This window comes from Novosphingobium arvoryzae, from assembly GCF_014652615.1.
GTDB classification, from domain to species: domain Bacteria; phylum Pseudomonadota; class Alphaproteobacteria; order Sphingomonadales; family Sphingomonadaceae; genus Novosphingobium; species Novosphingobium arvoryzae.
The window spans coordinates 51,134-67,692 of record NZ_BMZD01000002.1 but is presented as its reverse complement, the minus strand read 5'-3'; the positions used below and the strand labels follow the sequence as shown (position 1 = coordinate 67,692).

Annotated in this window: 16 protein-coding genes and 1 tRNA gene; 8 read left to right on the top strand and 9 right to left on the bottom strand. The window is 60.9% G+C overall.

The annotated features are described in order from the left end of the window. Nucleotides 1–47: 47 nt before the first annotated feature. The 4 genes from aspS (at nucleotide 48) to mltG (ending at nucleotide 4,726) form a co-directional block, all read left to right on the top strand. Complete coding sequence (gene aspS / locus IE113_RS03545) at nucleotides 48–1,832, top strand: aspartate--tRNA ligase (protein ID WP_189539060.1); 1,785 nt, start codon at nucleotides 48–50, stop codon at nucleotides 1,830–1,832. Nucleotides 1,833–2,056: 224 nt separating this feature from the next. Continuing rightward, a complete protein-coding gene (locus IE113_RS03540) occupies nucleotides 2,057–2,293 on the top strand; it encodes an acyl carrier protein (protein ID WP_189539059.1) in 237 nt (78 codons plus the stop codon). Nucleotides 2,294–2,501: 208 nt separating this feature from the next. Next, nucleotides 2,502–3,764, top strand: a complete 1,263-nt coding sequence (gene fabF, locus IE113_RS03535) for a beta-ketoacyl-ACP synthase II (protein WP_189539058.1) — start codon at nucleotides 2,502–2,504, stop codon at nucleotides 3,762–3,764. Beyond that, nucleotides 3,764–4,726, top strand: coding sequence for an endolytic transglycosylase MltG (mltG, locus tag IE113_RS03530; protein WP_189539057.1), 963 nt, complete (start codon nucleotides 3,764–3,766; stop codon nucleotides 4,724–4,726). The genes fabF and mltG overlap by 1 nt, the downstream gene beginning before the upstream one ends. 10 nt (nucleotides 4,727–4,736) lie before the next feature. On the opposite strand, the gene IE113_RS03525 is transcribed toward mltG, so the two are convergent. Genes IE113_RS03525 through IE113_RS03515 form a run of 3 tightly spaced genes read right to left on the bottom strand, consistent with a single transcriptional unit; the run spans nucleotide 4,737 to nucleotide 8,168 of the window. Next, nucleotides 4,737–5,681, bottom strand: coding sequence for a type III secretion system chaperone family protein (locus tag IE113_RS03525; protein WP_189539056.1), 945 nt, complete (start codon nucleotides 5,679–5,681; stop codon nucleotides 4,737–4,739). After that, nucleotides 5,681–6,172, bottom strand: a complete 492-nt coding sequence (locus tag IE113_RS03520; RefSeq protein WP_189539055.1) for a YbjN domain-containing protein — start codon at nucleotides 6,170–6,172, stop codon at nucleotides 5,681–5,683. Before IE113_RS03520 ends, IE113_RS03525 begins: the two co-directional genes overlap by 1 nt. Before the next feature lie 34 nt (nucleotides 6,173–6,206). Further along, on the bottom strand, nucleotides 6,207–8,168 hold the full coding sequence (locus IE113_RS03515; protein ID WP_189539054.1) for an alkyl/aryl-sulfatase: 1,962 nt from the start codon (nucleotides 8,166–8,168) through the stop codon (nucleotides 6,207–6,209). 167 nt (nucleotides 8,169–8,335) lie between these two features. On the opposite strand from IE113_RS03515, the gene IE113_RS03510 reads away from it, so the two are divergent. The 3 genes from IE113_RS03510 to IE113_RS03500 all read left to right on the top strand — a co-directional run bounded on the left by IE113_RS03510 (nucleotide 8,336) and on the right by IE113_RS03500 (nucleotide 9,624). After that, nucleotides 8,336–8,881, top strand: a complete 546-nt coding sequence (locus tag IE113_RS03510) for a peroxiredoxin (RefSeq protein ID WP_189539053.1) — start codon at nucleotides 8,336–8,338, stop codon at nucleotides 8,879–8,881. A gap of 80 nt (nucleotides 8,882–8,961) precedes the next feature. After that, nucleotides 8,962–9,483, top strand: coding sequence for a 2'-5' RNA ligase family protein (locus tag IE113_RS03505; protein ID WP_189539052.1), 522 nt, complete (start codon nucleotides 8,962–8,964; stop codon nucleotides 9,481–9,483). Between the two features lie 64 nt (nucleotides 9,484–9,547). Beyond that, a tRNA-Met gene (locus IE113_RS03500) sits at nucleotides 9,548–9,624 on the top strand. Nucleotides 9,625–10,121: 497 nt separating this feature from the next. Here the strand turns inward: IE113_RS03500 and IE113_RS03495 are convergent. Further along, the gene (locus tag IE113_RS03495) at nucleotides 10,122–11,123 is read right to left on the bottom strand and encodes a rod shape-determining protein (protein WP_189539051.1); all 1,002 of its coding nucleotides are present in this window, start codon (nucleotides 11,121–11,123) and stop codon (nucleotides 10,122–10,124) included. A 46-nt stretch (nucleotides 11,124–11,169) separates the two neighbouring features. Continuing rightward, entirely contained in the window at nucleotides 11,170–11,583 is a 414-nt protein-coding gene (gene rnk / locus IE113_RS03490) for a nucleoside diphosphate kinase regulator (RefSeq protein ID WP_189539050.1), read from the bottom strand. 362 nt (nucleotides 11,584–11,945) lie between these two features. Here rnk and IE113_RS03485 point away from each other — a divergent pair, with 362 nt between their 5' ends. Then, nucleotides 11,946–13,145 (top strand): tyrosine-type recombinase/integrase, encoded by a 1,200-nt coding sequence (locus IE113_RS03485; RefSeq protein WP_189539049.1) that lies wholly within the window; start codon nucleotides 11,946–11,948, stop codon nucleotides 13,143–13,145. Between the two features lie 123 nt (nucleotides 13,146–13,268). Here IE113_RS03485 and IE113_RS03480 read toward each other — a convergent pair whose 3' ends face one another. The 4 genes from IE113_RS03480 to IE113_RS03465 form a co-directional block, all read right to left on the bottom strand. Further along, a complete protein-coding gene (locus IE113_RS03480) occupies nucleotides 13,269–13,823 on the bottom strand; it encodes a hypothetical protein (protein ID WP_189539048.1) in 555 nt (184 codons plus the stop codon). Between the two features lie 56 nt (nucleotides 13,824–13,879). Beyond that, nucleotides 13,880–14,704, bottom strand: coding sequence for a lysozyme inhibitor LprI family protein (locus IE113_RS03475; RefSeq protein ID WP_189539047.1), 825 nt, complete (start codon nucleotides 14,702–14,704; stop codon nucleotides 13,880–13,882). Nucleotides 14,705–14,750: 46 nt separating this feature from the next. Continuing rightward, nucleotides 14,751–15,425 (bottom strand): hypothetical protein, encoded by a 675-nt coding sequence (locus IE113_RS03470; protein WP_189539046.1) that lies wholly within the window; start codon nucleotides 15,423–15,425, stop codon nucleotides 14,751–14,753. A gap of 454 nt (nucleotides 15,426–15,879) precedes the next feature. Beyond that, the gene (locus IE113_RS03465; protein ID WP_189539045.1) at nucleotides 15,880–16,440 is read right to left on the bottom strand and encodes a tyrosine-type recombinase/integrase; all 561 of its coding nucleotides are present in this window, start codon (nucleotides 16,438–16,440) and stop codon (nucleotides 15,880–15,882) included. Nucleotides 16,441–16,559 lie beyond the last annotated feature (119 nt).

Sequence of the window (16,559 nt, the reverse complement as noted above, 5' to 3'; positions counted from 1 at the left end):
CCGCGGCTTCCCCCTGCCTGATTGGCAGCCGATTGGAAAGAGTTTCGATGCACCTCTATCGTTCGCACACCTGCGGCGCGCTCAGCGCAGCCGATGTTGGCCAGACCATCCGCCTGTCGGGCTGGGTCCATCGCAAGCGCGATCATGGCGGCGTCCTGTTCGTCGACTTGCGCGACCATTACGGGATTACCCAGATCGTTGCCGACAGCGACAGCCCGGCGCTGGCCGTGCTCGAATCGCTGCGCGTCGAAAGCGTGGTGACCATCGACGGCGAGGTGAAGGCCCGCAGCGCCGCCACCGTCAATCCCAACCTGCCGACCGGCGAGATCGAAGTGTTCGCGCGCGCCGCCACGGTCCTCAGCCGGGCTGAGGAACTGCCGCTGCCGGTAGCCGGGGAACAGGAATACCCCGAAGACATCCGCCTGCGCTATCGCTTCCTCGATCTGCGCCGGGAAACGCTGCACGCCAACATCGTCAAGCGCACCAGGATCATCTCGGACATGCGCCGCCGGATGGAAGGGGTGGGCTTCACCGAGTTTTCGACCCCGATTCTGACCGCGTCCAGCCCCGAAGGCGCGCGCGACTTCCTGGTGCCCAGCCGCATCCACGCGGGCAAGTTCTATGCGCTGCCGCAGGCGCCGCAGCAGTACAAGCAGCTGCTGATGGTTGCCGGTTTCGACCGTTATTTCCAGATTGCGCCGTGCTTCCGCGACGAAGACCCGCGCGCCGACCGGCTGCCCGGCGAGTTCTACCAGCTCGACCTGGAGATGAGCTTCGTCACCCAGGAAGAAGTCTGGGAAACGATGGAGCCGGTGCTGGCGGGCGTGTTCGAAGCCTTTGCCGACGGCCGCCCCGTGACCCCGGCGGGCAGCTTCCGCCGCATTCCCCATGCCCAGGCGATGCTGGATTACGGTTCGGACAAGCCGGACCTGCGCAACCCGTTGATCATCCGCGATGTGACGAGCGAGTTCACCTCATCCGGCTTTGGCCTGTTCGAGAAGATCGTCGGCACCGGCGGCGTCGTGCGGCTGATTCCGGCCCCGAACACCGCGGACAAGAGCCGCAAGTTCTTTGACGACATGAACGAATGGGCGCGCAGCGAGGGCCATGCGGGGCTGGGCTATGTCACCCGCAAGGGCGGCGTGTTCGGCGGGCCGATCGCCAAGAACCACGGCGAGGACAAGATGGCCGCGCTGTTCGATGCGCTGGGCCTTGGCCCGGACGACGGGGCGTTCTTTGCCGCCGGCAAGGAAGAGCAGGCCGCCAAGCTGGCCGGTGCGGCCCGCATCCGCGTGGGCGAGCAGCTGGACCTGATCGACAAGGACCGGTTCGAGCTGTGTTGGATCGTCGACTTCCCGTTCTATGAATGGGACGAGGACAACAAGAAGGTCGATTTCGCGCACAACCCGTTCTCGATGCCGCAAGGCGGAATGGATGCGCTGGAAAACCAGGACCCGCTGACGATCAAGGCGTACCAGTACGATCTGGTCTGCAACGGTTATGAAATCGCCTCCGGCTCGATCCGCAATCAGCACCCGGACCTGATGGTCAAGGCGTTCGAGCTGACCGGCCTGTCGCGGCAGGACGTGGAAGAACGCTTTGGCGGCCTGTACCGCGCGTTCCAGTACGGCGCACCGCCGCATGGCGGGATGGCCGCGGGCGTGGACCGCATCGTGATGCTGCTGTGCGGCGCGCAGAACCTGCGCGAAATCACGCTGTTCCCGATGAACCAGCGCGCCGAAGACCTGCTGATGGGCGCCCCTTCGGTGCCGGAAAACAAGCAGCTGCGCGAATTGCACCTGCGCGTGGTGGAACCGCCCAAGGCGCAGTGAAGCGCGGCAATTCCAGCTTGAAGCTTGGCAACGCCCCCGGACGGACAGTCCGGGGGCGTTCTCGTTGCGGCCGACCGGTTCCGAATTGCGCCAAACGCGTTGAAAGCTGCGCATAACGCTGCATGAAGTGGTATGCGCCGCGCCGCATTGCTCTTGCCAGCAGGCAATGCGGGCATTAGGGCGACTTTCGATATTCCATCCTCCGTTTGAGAAGGGGCACAATAATGAGCGACACCGCTGATCGGGTTAAGAAGATTGTCGTCGAGCACCTCGGCGTCGAAGCCGAAAAGGTGACTGAGGACGCGAGCTTCATCGACGACCTGGGTGCCGACAGCCTCGACATCGTCGAACTCGTCATGGCCTTCGAAGAAGAATTTGGCGTCGAAATCCCTGACGATGCGGCTGAAAAGATCGCCACCGTCTCGGACGCGATCAAGTTCATCAACGATCACAAGGGCTGATCACGGGCTGTATAGCCCAACCATTCCCCGTTTGCCCTGAGCGTGTCGATGGGCTGCCCTTTCTTCCCGGTTTGCGCGAAGTGAAGGACGGGGCTTCGACAGGCTCAGCCCGCAAGGGACTGGGCCTGTTGTGTTTTCCGGGCCTGTTGCGTTTTCAGTCCCGGCGTGGTCACTTTCAGGCCTGAATGCTGGATTTTCGGAGCTTTCTATGCGTCGTGTTGTCGTTACCGGACTGGGCCTTGTCACGCCGCTGGGTGCGGATGTCGAAACGGTTTGGAAGAACCTCCTCGCCAGCAAGTCGGGCGCGGGGAAGATCACCCGGTTCGATACCAGCAACCAGAAGTGCCACATCGCCTGCGAAGTGAAGCCGGCCGACCATGAATATGGTTTCGACCCCAACAAGCGCGTCGACCACAAGATCCAGCGCCAGGTCGATCCGTTCATCGTCTATGGCATCGACGCCGCCGGGCAGGCGCTCGAAGACGCCGGCCTTGCCGAGATGGACGACGATCTGAAGCAGCGCACCGGCTGCTCGATCGGTTCGGGCATTGGCGGGCTGCCGGGGATCGAAAGCGAATCGATTGTCCTGCATGAAAAGGGCCCGGGCCGCGTGTCGCCGCACTTCGTGCATGGCCGCCTGATCAACCTGATTTCGGGTCAGGTTTCGATCAAGTATGGCCTGATGGGGCCGAACCACGCGGTCGTCACGGCGTGCTCCACCGGGGCGCATTCGATCGGTGATGCCGCGCGCATGATCAAGGACGGCGATGCCGACGTGATGCTGGCGGGTGGTGCGGAAGGCACCATCAATCCGCTGGGCGTCGCCGGGTTTGCCCAGGCCCGCGCGCTCAACTGCAGCTTCAACGACCGCCCGGAACAGGCCAGCCGCCCCTATGACAAGGACCGCGACGGGTTCGTCATGGGCGAAGGTGCGGGCGTGGTCGTGCTGGAAGAATACGAGCACGCCAAGGCGCGCGGTGCGAAGATCTATGCCGAAGTGGTCGGCTATGGCCTGTCGGGCGATGCCTATCACGTCACCGCCCCGCACCCTGAAGGCAAGGGCGCGGAACTGGCCATGCGCATGGCGCTGAAGAAGGCCGGGATGGGCCCGGGCGACATCGATTATGTCAACGCCCACGGCACCTCGACCATGGCCGACACCATTGAACTGGCGGCGGTGAAGCGCGTGCTGGGCGATGACCTGTCGGGCGCCTCGATGAGCAGCACCAAGTCCGCCATCGGCCACCTGCTGGGCGGCGCGGGCGCGGTGGAGACGATCTTCTGCATCCTCGCGATCCGCGACCAGATCGTGCCGCCGACGCTGAACCTCGATAACCCGGACGAAGGCACCGAAGGCGTTGATCTGGTGCCGCACGTTGCCCGCAAGCGCGTCGTGCGCGCGGCGCTGAACAACAGCTTCGGGTTCGGCGGGACCAATGCCAGCGTCATCGTGAAGGCGGTGGAAGACTGATGATCCGTCGCGGCGCGCTGGCCGCCGTCCTGGCGGTCCTGCTGCTGCTGGGCTGGTTCGTTTCGGGTTGGTACGGCTCTGGCCCGCTGGTCAAGGACACGCCGTTCACCGTGCCCGATGGCTCCAGCCTGAGCACGGTGGCGGACAAGCTGGAAGACGAAGGGGCGATTGCCTCGGCCGAATCGTTCCGGTTGCGCGCCCGCATCTTTGGCGGCGGCGCGCCGATCAAGGCGGGCGAATTCCTGCTGCCGCATGGCGCCAGCCCGTCAAAGATCCTGTCGATCCTGCAAGGCGATGCGGTGCTGCGCCGGTTCGTGACCATCCCGGAAGGGATGCCGTCGATCATGGTCTATGAGCGGCTGATGGCCCAGCCGCTGCTGACCGGCGACATCGCGGTGCCCGAGGAAGGCTCGGTCCTGCCTGACACCTATGAGATCAAGCGCGGGGAATCCCGGCAGGACGTGCTGCTGCGGATGCAGGCGGCGATGCGCCGCACGCTGGCCGAACTGTGGGCCGGGCGGGGCAGCAACATTGCGGTCAAGACCCCGGAGGAGGCGCTGACGCTGGCCTCCATCGTCGAGAAGGAAACCGGCAAGCCTTCCGAGCGCCGCGTGGTGGCCGGGCTCTATTCCAACCGGCTGCGGCAGGGGATCATGCTGCAGGCCGACCCGACGATCATCTATCCGATCACCAAGGGCAAACCGCTGGGCCGCCGCATTCGCCAGAGCGAGATTCAGGCGGTGAACGACTACAACACCTACAGCATGGTTGGCCTGCCGCGCGGACCGATCACCAATCCGGGCAAGGAATCCATCGCCGCCGTGCTCAACCCGGCGGAAACGCGGGCACTGTACATGGTCGCGGATGGCACGGGCGGCCACCTGTTCGCCGAAACCCTGCCGGAGCATAACGCCAACGTCGAACGCTGGTACGCGATCCGCAAGGCGCGCGGGGATTTCTGAGCGCTTCGCGCTAGCAATCCCCAATCCGGCTGGCGCTGCCCTGAAACTGGATGCGGTCGCGTCCGCCCAAACCATCGGTGTTGATCAGGGCATTGCCGGACCAGCGAAGGCTGGTGCTCATCCCGCTGGCCGAAATATTGCCGTCCACGATCCGTCCGGTGCACTGCATCCTGACCGAGCCGCCGCCGCCCGAAATCGAACAGCCACTGCCGCCGTTGGTCAGATCCGCGGCGATCTTGTGGATTGGCTCGCGCATATCGGACGCAGTCATGCAGATGTCTTCGCTGAAGGTGCCGTTGCTGTTGTTGATCGTGGTGCGATAGCGCCCCGGCACCAGGCCAGAGCCGCTGGGGGCGGCTGAGGCGGACTGGGCGACCGGCGCCGTACGGGGGCCGGTATAGGAAGCAGGCAGCGCGTAACCGACATTCGGCACGAGATCGATGATCCAGCGGTCGAATTCGATCAGGTTGGCCGCGATCTGCGCGGGGGTGACCCCGCCTTTCAGGATGATGGTTCGTTCCGGAAACAGATAGGGCGGACTGCCATCGTGCGAAGGCTGAAAGCGGCTGCGCAGGAAGAACTGGCTCTGGTTGATCCGCCGCGAAATGCCCGCCGCATCGGGGTGCTGGACCGGGTTGCGATACCACAACCGGATCGCCTCGCAATTGCGACCCGTATCGTCAGGGCATTGCACGCCGGTAATGGTGTAGGGCATGCCAAGCTTGCTCCAGACCCCCAGATACGGGTCCTTGCCGCCGCCGGTGAATTCCGCGTTCCAGCCAAAGCTTTTGAGGATCACCTTCATTTGCTCAAAATCGAGGCGGTCGACGCTGGTCGGGAGGGGCGGCGGGGCAACCACGACCGGAGCGGGCGCGGGTGCGGTTTTGCGTTTAGCCTGTGCGCTGCCGGTGCAGCCAAGCGCAATGGCGATGATGATCAGGGCCGCGCGCCGCATCAGGCCTGCCCCGCCGATAGCCGCGCCGCGTGGTGCGTGATCGAGCGCACATACTGCGCCAGGTTGGCGTCGCTGATCCCGCCCGCAAGCATCACCTCGCCGCGCAGTTCGACCGCGTCGCCTGCGACATGGGCCGAGGCCCAGCGCGGGCTTTCGTTATAGCGATCGACCAGCGCTTGCCGGTCTGTCCCGGCGGGCGGGGTCACTTTGACCCAGAACCATGCGGAAGGGCACCCGGCCGCGGTGCAATGGCCGCCCTGGACCCAGACTGTCAGGCCATTGGCGCCAGCCAAACGGACGACGGGCTTGCCATCCTTCGTACGGGTTTCGGTGGCGGCGGTAATGCCGCTGTCCGGGGCGGCAAGTGCCGCGCGAAGCACTTGCGCCGGATTGAACAACTCGCTGGCAGTCTGGGCGTGCGCAGAACCCGCGCCCAGCAGCGCGGCGGCCGAGGCCGCGCCAAGCAGGACGCGGCCAATGGGATGTTGCATCAACTGACTTCCTTGTCGCCGGATCGCGCGCCGCTTAGGGTTCGGCGATATTGAACGTTGCGCCCACCGGATCAATCGAATTCAGCCAGGCTTCCACCGCGGCCCGATCCCCGCTGACTTTCAGGCCAAGCTGCTCCAGTTGGGCCAGCGGCACTTTCATGAACAGCAGCGCCAGCATCATCTGGCGCGGCCCGGTGAGCGTTGCGGCGGGGGCGGGATGGGCCTCCATCCGGGGCAGCATGGTCACGCCGGTCAGTTCTACCCCGGCGGTTTCGCGGCGGTCGGGCATGACCAGGTTGATCGCCAGCTGGCGCCCGCCCAGCTTGGCCGGATCAAACCGCGTGGCGGCGGAATCGAGCAGCAGACGGGTGGGGATCGCGCCGATCATGTCAGCGCTCTGGTTGCTGAAGTTCACCATCTTCCCCGCGCGCAGTTCACGCGCCGCCGCCAGGAACTGGTTGCGCCAGATCGCGCTTTCGGCCTGATAGCCCTGCTGTTCATAGCTGTCGGCCAGTAGAGCGCGGGCCGTCTGGTTGGCGGCATCGGCAAACACGACCTGGCTCAGAAGATCGGACGACCAGCGATAATCGCCCGCCTTCATCGCCTTGCGCGCGGCGGCGATTGCCTTGTTCGCGCCGCCCATCAGCGCGATCGTGCGACGCGCCCGCTCAACCGGAGGGTGCGGGTTCAGATTGGCCGGCACCGCATCATACCAGCCGAGGTAGTACTGGTAGATCGCCTTCGCGTTGTGGTTGAAGGTGCCGTAGTAGCCGTGGTTATCCCATTGCCGGGCAAGGGCAGGGGGCTGGGTGACCTGCTCGGCGATCTCGACCATCGTCTCGCCCCGGTTCATCAGGCGCACCGTCTGATCGTGGAGATAACGATAGTTGTCGCGCTGGCCCGCCAGCATCGCCACGCCGGCATCGCGCCCGAACGTCGGCCAGCAGTGGCTGGACACGACGACATCGGCGCGCGGGGCAAAGCGGGTGGCGGCCTCGTCAAGGAACCCGGCCCAGGCATGGGCATCGCGCACTTTCGCGCCGCGCGGGGTCAGGATGTTGTGCATCGTGCAGGTCGAGATCTCGGCCGAGAGAAACACGCGGCTGGGCTGGATCAGCACGTTGAGCTCGGACGGCGCCTCGCTGCCGGACACGATCTGGAATTCCAGCGGCACGCCATCGACCACCCGGGTTTCACCGCTGCGGGTGATGGTGTCGGTCGGCTGGATCAGCGTGATTTCACCGGGAGCCACCGCCATGCCGATACCGCTGCCCATCTGCCCCTGCGGGCCGGGAGAGAGGCCTGCGCCGAACTGATATTGCGCGCGGCGGCTCATCGCCGAACCGGCCATGACGTTTTCGGAAGCGGCTTCGGCCACGAAGTGTTCCGGGGCAATCACTGCGACCTTGCCCGCCGCGACGTCGGCCTGTTCCACCACGCCGCGCACGCCGCCGTAATGATCGGCATGGCTGTGGCTGTAGATCACCGCGCTGACCGGCCGTGCGCCCAGCTCGCGGTTGACCAGCGCCAGCGCGGCGGCAGCCGTCTCGCGCGCGGTCAGCGGATCGATCAGAACCCAGCCGGTCTGCCCCTGAACCACGGTCATGTTGGCCAGATCGAATCCGCGCACCTGCCACACGCCATCGGCCACCTTGAACAGGCCATGCCGCTTGAGGTGCCGCATCAGCCGCCAGAGCGACGGGTTGACCGAAGCCGGGGCAGGGCCATCCACCCAGTCGTAGGCCGCCAGGTTCCAGACCGGACGGCCTTTGGCATCCTTGATGACCGGATCGGCCAGCGTGGCGATGAAGCCGCGCGCCGCGAATTCGCCGTCGCGGCCATCGTCTGCGGGCAGGGCCTGCGCTGCGGCGCGCTGGGCCGCGATCGTGGCCGGCGAGGCCGGCTTGGGATCGAGCGGACCGACCGTGTTGGCCAGCACCAGCGGTGTGGCTGCGATCAACCCCAGCATGGCCTTGCAGCGACGATTCCAGTGCATGTGCGGTCCTCTCCTCCCGTTTTCGGGCACTTTGCGGGGCGGGCGGGCGCTTGGCAAGTCACGCGCTGTTTGATGGTTAAATCCGATCAAACTGTCCAGATTGTCCAATTGGATCGATTGAGGTGGCGCTCCTAGATGCCGCTCAACGCTTTTGAAGGAGCCAAGCCGTGATCAACCGTACCATTCCCGATGTCACCCTGAAGACCCGCGTGCGCGACGAAGCCGTGGGCGGTCCGAACCCGTTCCGCTGGCAGGACCTGTCGGTCCGCGCCGAATTCGCCGGGAAGAAGGTCGTCGTCTTTTCGCTGCCGGGCGCATTCACGCCGACCTGCAGCAACGAGCAGTGCCCGAACTTCGAACGCCTCTATGACGTGTTCAAGGCCGCTGGCGTCGATGAAGTCTATTGCGTCTCGGTCAACGACGCGTTCGTGATGTACCAGTGGGGCAAGAGCCTCGGCCTGGAAAAGGTCAAGCTGCTGCCGGACGGCTCGGGCGATTTCACCCGCCGCATGGGCATGCTGATCAACAAGGACCACCTGGGCTTCGGCATGCGCAGCTGGCGCTATGCGATGATCGTCGATGACAACACGATCACCCACTGGTTCGAGGAACCCGGCATCAACGATACCGGCGCGGACAGCGATCCCTATGGCGAAACCATGCCGGAAAAGCTGCTGGCCGCCCTGACCGGAGAGTTCACCGAAGCGGCCTGACGGCCGGCTTTGGTTGCGGGCGGCGGGCCAATTTGCCCTCCCCCCTCCCGGTTCGCCGCCCGCACGACTATCAGGGGAGCATGGCTTCCCAACCGTTCATCGTCACCGCAGAGCTTCCGCCCGATCTGTTCAAGTGGGCGGACGCCCTGCGGCGCACGCATTTTCCGCCAGAGCGCAACTGGCTACAGGCCCATGTCACGCTGTTCCATTCCTTCGCGCCTTCGCTCCGCCGGGAGTTGCCGGCGCTGCTGGCGCGCATCGCGGCGGAGCACGCGGCGCCGTCCGCGCGAATCGACGGGCTGATGGATCTGGGGCAGGGGGCGGCGCTGGCCATCGCCAGCCCGCCCATGCTGGCAATTCGAGAGCGCATTGCCGAACATTTCCACGGCGCGCTGACCGCGCAGGATCAGCACCCGCCGCGCCTGCACATCACCATCCAGAACAAGGTCACGCGCGAAGCGGCCCGGGCGCTGCAGGCCGAACTTGGCCGGGCGCTCGAATCGCGGCGCTTCAGGTTCACCGGGCTGGGCCTGCACCATTATTGCAACCCGCACTGGCAAGCGCAGGGAACCTGGCGCTTTCGCGGCAAAGAGGGTGGTTGACCAACCGCGCAACCGGCCCTATGTGCGCCGCCTGTCCCGGCGAAATGGCCGGCGCAGGCCGTGTGGCGGAGTAGCTCAGCTGGTTAGAGCAGCGGAATCATAATCCGCGTGTCGGGGGTTCGAGTCCCTCCTCCGCTACCATTTTTCGCAAAGATATCATTTGGTTAGCCTGAGATTGAGGGCTTGAAACCATTCACACGGTTTATCGCACGGTTTTGGGCTGTGCGGGACGGTGGGGATGCGGTGTTCGCCGGTTGCGGAATGGTCGTGCGGCACGACTGTTCGCGGCGGGGCGGGTGTTTGCTTCGGATTTGGGTTTTGGCAGTGGCTACAGCGTGGAGACGCTGGGATTAGCTATCCTTGAAGCTGTTGAGCGTTATGGGCGCTGTGTGTTACTTGGGTAAACAGCCAGAGGTCGGGCTAAGGTTCGACCTTTCGCCGTTCCTGTCGAAAGCTGGCCCCGCCAAGCATCTACTGATCACGCCACCAGACTGCTTGGCGATACCAGTTCCGATGAGCGGACTTTGGATGGTTCTGCTCGGTTGACTCGGTTTGGCCGGGTGCGGAATGGTCGTGTGACACGACTGACCGTGGGCGGGTAGAAAACTAGAGGCTACTCACTCTGCTACCCCCGGACATCACGACAACAGCATTGTCTCCAGCCCCAGCGAAACGCAAAGGTCATTCTGGTCGGCGACTATTGCGGCAAGCCCGATGGTGTCCGCGATCATGTCTGCCAGCAGTGGCACATGGGCACTGCCGCCGGTGAGGGTGATGCCGTGTTCGAAGATATCGCAAGACAGTTCGGCCGAGGTCGCGGCGAGTGCTTCCTGAACGGCTTTCACGATCGGCCGGTTGTGTCGGCGCAGCACCTTGTCAAAGGCGGTTGGGGGCAGAGACAGGGTGCCGGGCAACCCGGTGACGAGATCGCGTCCACGGATCCTGAGCGGGGCGATACCATCGGCGTTTGCACGGGACAGATCGGAGAGTTCAAGCTTGATTCGTTCGGCGGTATGTCCGCCGACCAAGAACTTGTGCTGCAGATGCAGGTAATCGGCGATGGCCTGATCCAGCGTATTTCCGCCGATGCGCACAGTCCTGCTCACGCTGATCCCGCCCAGGGAAATTACCACGATCTCGGTCGTACCGGCGCCGCATTCGACCAGCATCGATCCCCTGGGTTCGGAGACGTCGAGGCCGGCGCCCAGCGCCGCGGCCATCGGCTCGTCAACGAGGGAGACCGAGTATATGCCCGCTTCATGGGCCGCATTGGTGAGCGCGCGCCGCTCCACCAGCGTGGCATCGGATGGTATGCCGAACAGGACCGGTCCCGACAACTTGCGATTGCCCACGATGCTGCGCCGCGCGTGATCCAGCAGGGCCCGCGCCGCCTGCATATCGGTCAGCACGCCGCGGTCCAGCGGGCGCTTCATGTGCAACTGTTTCGGTGTGCGTTCGAACATCGGCCAGGCCGTGCTGCCCACCGCCACTGGGGCCTGATCAAGCGGGTCGCGCCGGAAACAGCAGATTGACGACTCTTCCAGCACAAGCCCACCGTCCGACGATACGACGCGCAGGTTGGCGGTGCCGAAATCGAAGGCAAAGCGCGCCTTGCTGCGCCAGAAACGCAGATCGATCATGCAGCGTCCCAATCGCTGGGCGTAATATCGGGCGCTATGCCGGCCATCAGGCTGCGACCTTCTTCTGGCGCACCTTGACGATGGTCAGCTTGCGCTCTCGTCCATCTCGGTCGGGCCAGAGGATCGACTGGCCGGTGCGCAATCCGATAACCCCTGCGCCCACCGGGGTCAGGATCGAAACCCGCCCGGCGGAAATGTCGGCTTCGCGAGGATAGACCAGTTCAATTGTGCGGTCGGCGCCGCTGGCCTCGTCGATGAATTCGACGGTCGAATGCATAGTTACTACGTCCGCCGAGATCCTGTCGGCAGGGTGGATGGTGGCGCGTGCTATTTCCTGGAGCAGTTGTTCGCTAACTTCGGGCATTCGGCCCTGTGCGCTAAGTGCAAGATTGGTGAGTGCATCGGCTTCGCTGTCGATCATGTGGATCGGCGGCCGACGGGTGGCCTTGGTCTGGGGCATGGTTGTGGAATTCCGGCAGGTGCAAATTTAGCCGCGAGGAAAATCGCGGTGACGAGTGAACGTTCGCCCCGAGCCCGGAGCAAGCCGCACCGGATCCGGGGCTAATTGCCCGCGAGAAGCTGACCTCCATGAATGCGAAGTCGTGCCAGAACTGATTGAGCCTGCATAACCTCAAGATGCAACGCGCGCGGGTCCAAGTCAAATGAAGTTGCAGAACGGCAGGGCCGGCCTACATATATCGCCCTGAGTGAGGTCGAGTTTTCGGCCGATGAAATCGTGGCAAGTTCAGTAAAGTTGGAATTTTCCGGTCGACAGCCACCCTGACCTGACAGCAAACAGTCGTGTGAAACGACTGATTTGCGATGGGCTCAAGACCAAAACCTTCAACGATCCTGCTGCTCGACGGCGATCTCAAACTGTATAGGCGGGCCGGGATCAGGCGCTGGCAAGCCACCTTCAAGCTGAAATCGCGCTGGGTGCGGGTTAGTACTGGCCATCACGACATGGCGGAGGCGACCATCGCTGCCCGCGACCTGTTCTACAAATACCGCTACATGGAGCAGCACGGTCTGCCCACGTTGACCAAGAGCTTCAAAACTGTGGCGCTGTGGGCCATGGACAGGATGCGGGAGGAAACAGCTAACGGCGTCGGGAAGAAGTCGTTCCGGGACTACGAGATCGTCATCAACCGCTATCTGATCCCCTATTTCGACACCATGCCGATCCAGTCGGTCAGGTACGAGGAACTGCTGAAATTCGGGGCTTGGCGGCGAGAAAAGATGGGCAGGGAGCCGAAAAACTCCACGCTGAACACCCACAACAGCGCATTGAACCGAGTTTTCGATGAAGCGGTGGTGCGTGGATTGCTGGCCCGCAAAGATGTGCCGGTCTTGATGAACAAGGGCCGCAATGGACAGCGCAGGCCGGATTTCACGCAGGGCGAATACAAGACGATGCTCGACAGCTTTCCGGCTTGGATCGAGCAGGGGCGAGTGGGCAAATCACGGCAGATGCGAGAGCTGCTGTTCGATTATGTCGTCATGCTGGCCAACACAGGAATGCGGCATGGCACGGAAACGCAGAACCTGTGCTGGCGGCATGTCACCGTGTTTGAGGAAACTGGCCGCCGGTATGTCGAACTGTCAGTGTCAGGCAAAACTGGCAGGCGTGATCTGATTTGCCGTGAAGGCACCATTGAAGTGCTGCAACGCATTCAGGCCCGCTGCGCCGACATTGCGGTGATGAGGTTCGATGCGCTGTTGGCTGCCAAGCTGGATTTGCCGGTGTTTCGTTTGGATGATGGCACGGTATCGTTGAACCTGCGCCAAACCTTCAAGGCGTTCCTGACGGATTTGGGTTTGCTGGAATGCCCACGAACTGGCCAGCAGCGCACCCTTTACAGCCTGCGCCATACCTATGCCACGCTGGCCTTGCTCAATGATGGCATGGATGTTCACACTTTGGCCCGCCAGATGGGCACCTCGATTGCGATGATTGAGAAGCACTATAGCCACCTCACGCCCCGGCTTAGGAAGGATGTGCTGGCCGGGACGCGGTCGTGAATGGTCGTGTGACACGACTGTTTGTGGTGGGCGAGAAATAGCCGGGTTTGCCGATAGCTGTCACGACATTGGCAGACAACGGCGTTAACGCACGTATCTTTCAAGCCCTCTGACTGGGTAAAATCAATATATGTAACGTTCTGGATTATTCCAATTACCTTCTTGGCACCAGTGAAGATGAAAGGCTGGAAGCTGGCCCAGCTTGCTTTCCAGGCAAGACCCCTGGTTATCTGCCACAGCGCACTCTTGCCTGTACGTTTGAAACTGCGCACATGCATTTCGCCAATAATCCATCGTTTGTCCGGTACCAGGATCTCGCCCCACACGCTTCTCTGCCTGAGGCTGCGCTATTGCTGCACTATTTTCCGCCTCGGAAGCTTTCTCAGCTTCTTGGCGCACTCGCTCTTGAGCAGCTAGTTCTTCAGCCTTCTTTGCCTCGATATCCGCAAGATACTTTGCATAGGAAGTCTTATCTTTAAATCCAGCCTTTTCAGCTGCAACTTTCTCATCATGCGATGCAAATCCAGCAGCAACCGCATCTTTATCAAGCTGTTCCTTCGCCGCGTTATCTTCACTAGTTGCAGAAAATACAGAAATCACGAAAATCAAAGTTACAATCCATGCGGAAATCGCAAATGTTTTGTATCCTTTACTACGTTCAGACCACTTCTTAGCCATCACTGTGCCCCTGTGGAAAATCGATATTTAATGAGGAAAACCTGCATGATAAAATTTTATTGCAGATTAAGCTCAGCTGCAGCTTGGTCGAAGTCAATCTGATTATCATGGACTCGGAATGAGAGAGCCGAAAGATTTTTGAAGTTTCCAGGATTTTTGATGAGTTCAGAGCACCGGCTTTGTATATTTCCATGCTCACGCATAAATGCATCCAAGTCGGCCTTACCTGCCTGTCCTGCTTTTGTGAAAGAATTACGGTAATTGTCTAACGCTTGCACATAACGATCGGAGCTCTCGTCATAACTCACACCCATCTTTATGCCGCTGATAGAGGCGGCATATCCCATGACCTTTGATAGTGTCTCGTATGTATCGCCTTCTGGATCCCCCTGAGCCTTGAGTGCGCCCGCCGTAAGGCTCGTCGCCGACGCACACATCAAAGAGAGTTCAAATAACTGGTCCAAGTTGCTTGTGTCGTCCCGCGCAACCGGAGCAGGGGTCTTAATGTCAGTTAGGCGCTTTTGATAAGCAGCTACCAAGCAAGGCTTATCCGAACAGGCATTGAATGACTGACTAATCCACTGACGCTGGGCTTGCAAAATTGCCGCCTTATCACCCGCTTGAGTTGCTGCCGAGTATGCGTCCGCAAGCTTAACATCTAGCTCGGCAAGTTCACTATCTGAACAAATCAGTTTCTCCTGTGGCTTTGAAGCCTTTGAGCAATCAAAACTCGGTTTCACAGTTGCAGCTGTGGCTTCCGTTGCGTTTTCGGTAGGTTGATCTAAACCTTCTTCCGCTGATTGGCCGCAGGCCGCCAGAAATGCCAGAAAAGCCGTAGATGCTGCAATGGCAACAGGCTTGCGGATTCGCTTAGAGATCATAAATCGCCCCTCTTTTTCTATCTTTGAAATATCCGTGTGGCCGAAATCATTGCGAAAATGTATATCCCAAAACTTTTTCTGCTTGCGTATCGTATCTGCAAAAGAGCTTTATGCGTGTGAAGGCTCCGAAGCCATTTTGCAATTTCGCATAGTCTGAAACCATCGTGAGAACACCGGGTTCATCAACTCGTACAAGGTAGTCTGGAAATTTTCTTCCGAATAACCCCTTCGCATCGTCGTCCCATGCAAAATCATGCGCCGCAATGGATCTAAGGAAATCGTCAGCCCCACTTCCGCAGCGCGAACCGGCTATAAAGTCATATTTTTCATTTAATGCTTTTGCATCGTTAAGCATGGCTGCCAATTGACGCTTCTCATCTTCGGCCTCCCGCCGTTCTTTTTCTGCCTCAGCAGCTGCTTTCGCTCTAGCTCGGTTGGCGGCAGCGGCAGCAGCAGCATCAGCCTTAGCCTTTTCGGTGGCTGCTATATTCGCGAGGTGCTTTTCGTATGAAGCCTTGTCTGAGAAGCCTGCTTCTGCCGCTTCTTCCATCTCATCTGATGATATGAAGCCAAGCGAGTAAGCTTTCTCGGTCTGATTTTGGGTCGATACGCCTAGCCCAACAACGAGCACCATCGCCACGACAGCAGCAGTTTTGTAAAAGGCGTTCAACTTATGGCGGAAAAACAACGCCGCCAACCCGATAGGGGCAGCAAGGACCATGCCAGCGGCATATTCCGCTCCTAAAACTCCTGCAATCGCGACCAATCCTATGAAAGCCATTATGGCGTATAGCACGACCTTAAACACCCTTCTGCTTAGGTCCTTAGCTCTGCTGATGTCTGAATGCGGCCCAGATTGATTGTTGTCCGACATCATGCCCCCTGTCGACTCGCGGCCCTGCAATCACCTGCATAATTTTCTATGCACTGTATGGCAGATTGCTTTCGTTTTTGAAACAAGATTCCATTGAGATACGTCAGCAGTAACGACCATTTGGGCTTGGTAGGGTTTATGGCTGGTTTGATCATAAACCTGTCCATAATCGGGTTGATCTTCTCAGCGGCGAATTTGGCTTTTTATCTATATAAGTCAGTAATCTAATCACTCTGAGGGGGATTGTTTGTCTTCACCACCTCATACCGAACAGTCGTGTGACACGACCATTCGCGAGCAGTCAGAGCAGCTCCACAGCCGCGCTGAGCTGGTCGGGGTTCACGTCGATATACCGCTGCGTGACCTGAATTGATGAGTGTCCGGCCAAGGCGGCAAGCAACCTGACATTGATGCCCTTGTTGGCCAGCCGAGTGATGAACGAGCGCCTGCCGGAATGGCTGCTGGCACCTGAGAGCCCGCATTGCCCGTATATGTCGAGGAAGAGCTGGCACATGGTGTTGGCGGAGAAGTGACCGCCCTTTTGGCTGGGAAACAGCGGATCAGTGGCCGCCGCCGTTTTAGGCACAAATGAACGCAATTCCCGGCGCAATTTCTGGTTCAGGTACACAGTTCGCGTCACGCCGCCCTTGGTCTGGGATCGGTCCAGCGTGAACTGATCGCGAATTTGACCGTCATCCCCACGCACATCACCGACAGTCAGGGCCGCAATCTCCTTGGCCCGCAAACCGAGGTGGAAGCTGACCATGACAATGGCCCGGTCACGTGCTGCATGTCGCCTCGTAGCGCAGTGCGCCATGACCAGCTTCAGTTCTGCCTCGTTGAGCGTTCGCGCCTGCTTCATTTCCCAAAAACCTCATATTATCAATAATATGGGTATATTTTCTGAGGTATTGAGCGGGCAACCGATTTGGCGCTTGCAAAGCCATCAATGATTTCAGTTGGTTAGCGCGAAATCTCATG

Excerpts from the sequence above, each read along its gene's own strand:
- IE113_RS03540 (WP_189539059.1), top strand. The coding sequence starts at position 2,057 with ATGAGCGACACCGCTGATCGGGTTAAGAAGATTGTCGTCGAGCACCTC.
- IE113_RS03505 (WP_189539052.1), top strand. The coding sequence starts at position 8,962 with ATGGCTTCCCAACCGTTCATCGTCACCGCAGAGCTTCCGCCCGATCTG.
- IE113_RS03515 (WP_189539054.1), bottom strand. The coding sequence starts at position 8,168 with ATGCACTGGAATCGTCGCTGCAAGGCCATGCTGGGGTTGATCGCAGCC.
- IE113_RS03485 (WP_189539049.1), top strand. The coding sequence starts at position 11,946 with ATGGGCTCAAGACCAAAACCTTCAACGATCCTGCTGCTCGACGGCGAT.
- IE113_RS03470 (WP_189539046.1), bottom strand. The coding sequence starts at position 15,425 with ATGGTCCTTGCTGCCCCTATCGGGTTGGCGGCGTTGTTTTTCCGCCAT.
- IE113_RS03495 (WP_189539051.1), bottom strand. The coding sequence starts at position 11,123 with ATGATCGATCTGCGTTTCTGGCGCAGCAAGGCGCGCTTTGCCTTCGAT.
- IE113_RS03525 (WP_189539056.1), bottom strand. The coding sequence starts at position 5,681 with ATGCGGCGCGCGGCCCTGATCATCATCGCCATTGCGCTTGGCTGCACC.
- IE113_RS03480 (WP_189539048.1), bottom strand. The coding sequence starts at position 13,823 with ATGGCTAAGAAGTGGTCTGAACGTAGTAAAGGATACAAAACATTTGCG.
- mltG (WP_189539057.1), top strand. The coding sequence starts at position 3,764 with ATGATCCGTCGCGGCGCGCTGGCCGCCGTCCTGGCGGTCCTGCTGCTG.
- IE113_RS03475 (WP_189539047.1), bottom strand. The coding sequence starts at position 14,704 with ATGATCTCTAAGCGAATCCGCAAGCCTGTTGCCATTGCAGCATCTACG.
- IE113_RS03520 (WP_189539055.1), bottom strand. The coding sequence starts at position 6,172 with ATGCAACATCCCATTGGCCGCGTCCTGCTTGGCGCGGCCTCGGCCGCC.
- IE113_RS03465 (WP_189539045.1), bottom strand. The coding sequence starts at position 16,440 with ATGAAGCAGGCGCGAACGCTCAACGAGGCAGAACTGAAGCTGGTCATG.
- aspS (WP_189539060.1), top strand. The coding sequence starts at position 48 with ATGCACCTCTATCGTTCGCACACCTGCGGCGCGCTCAGCGCAGCCGAT.
- fabF (WP_189539058.1), top strand. The coding sequence starts at position 2,502 with ATGCGTCGTGTTGTCGTTACCGGACTGGGCCTTGTCACGCCGCTGGGT.
- rnk (WP_189539050.1), bottom strand. The coding sequence starts at position 11,583 with ATGCCCCAGACCAAGGCCACCCGTCGGCCGCCGATCCACATGATCGAC.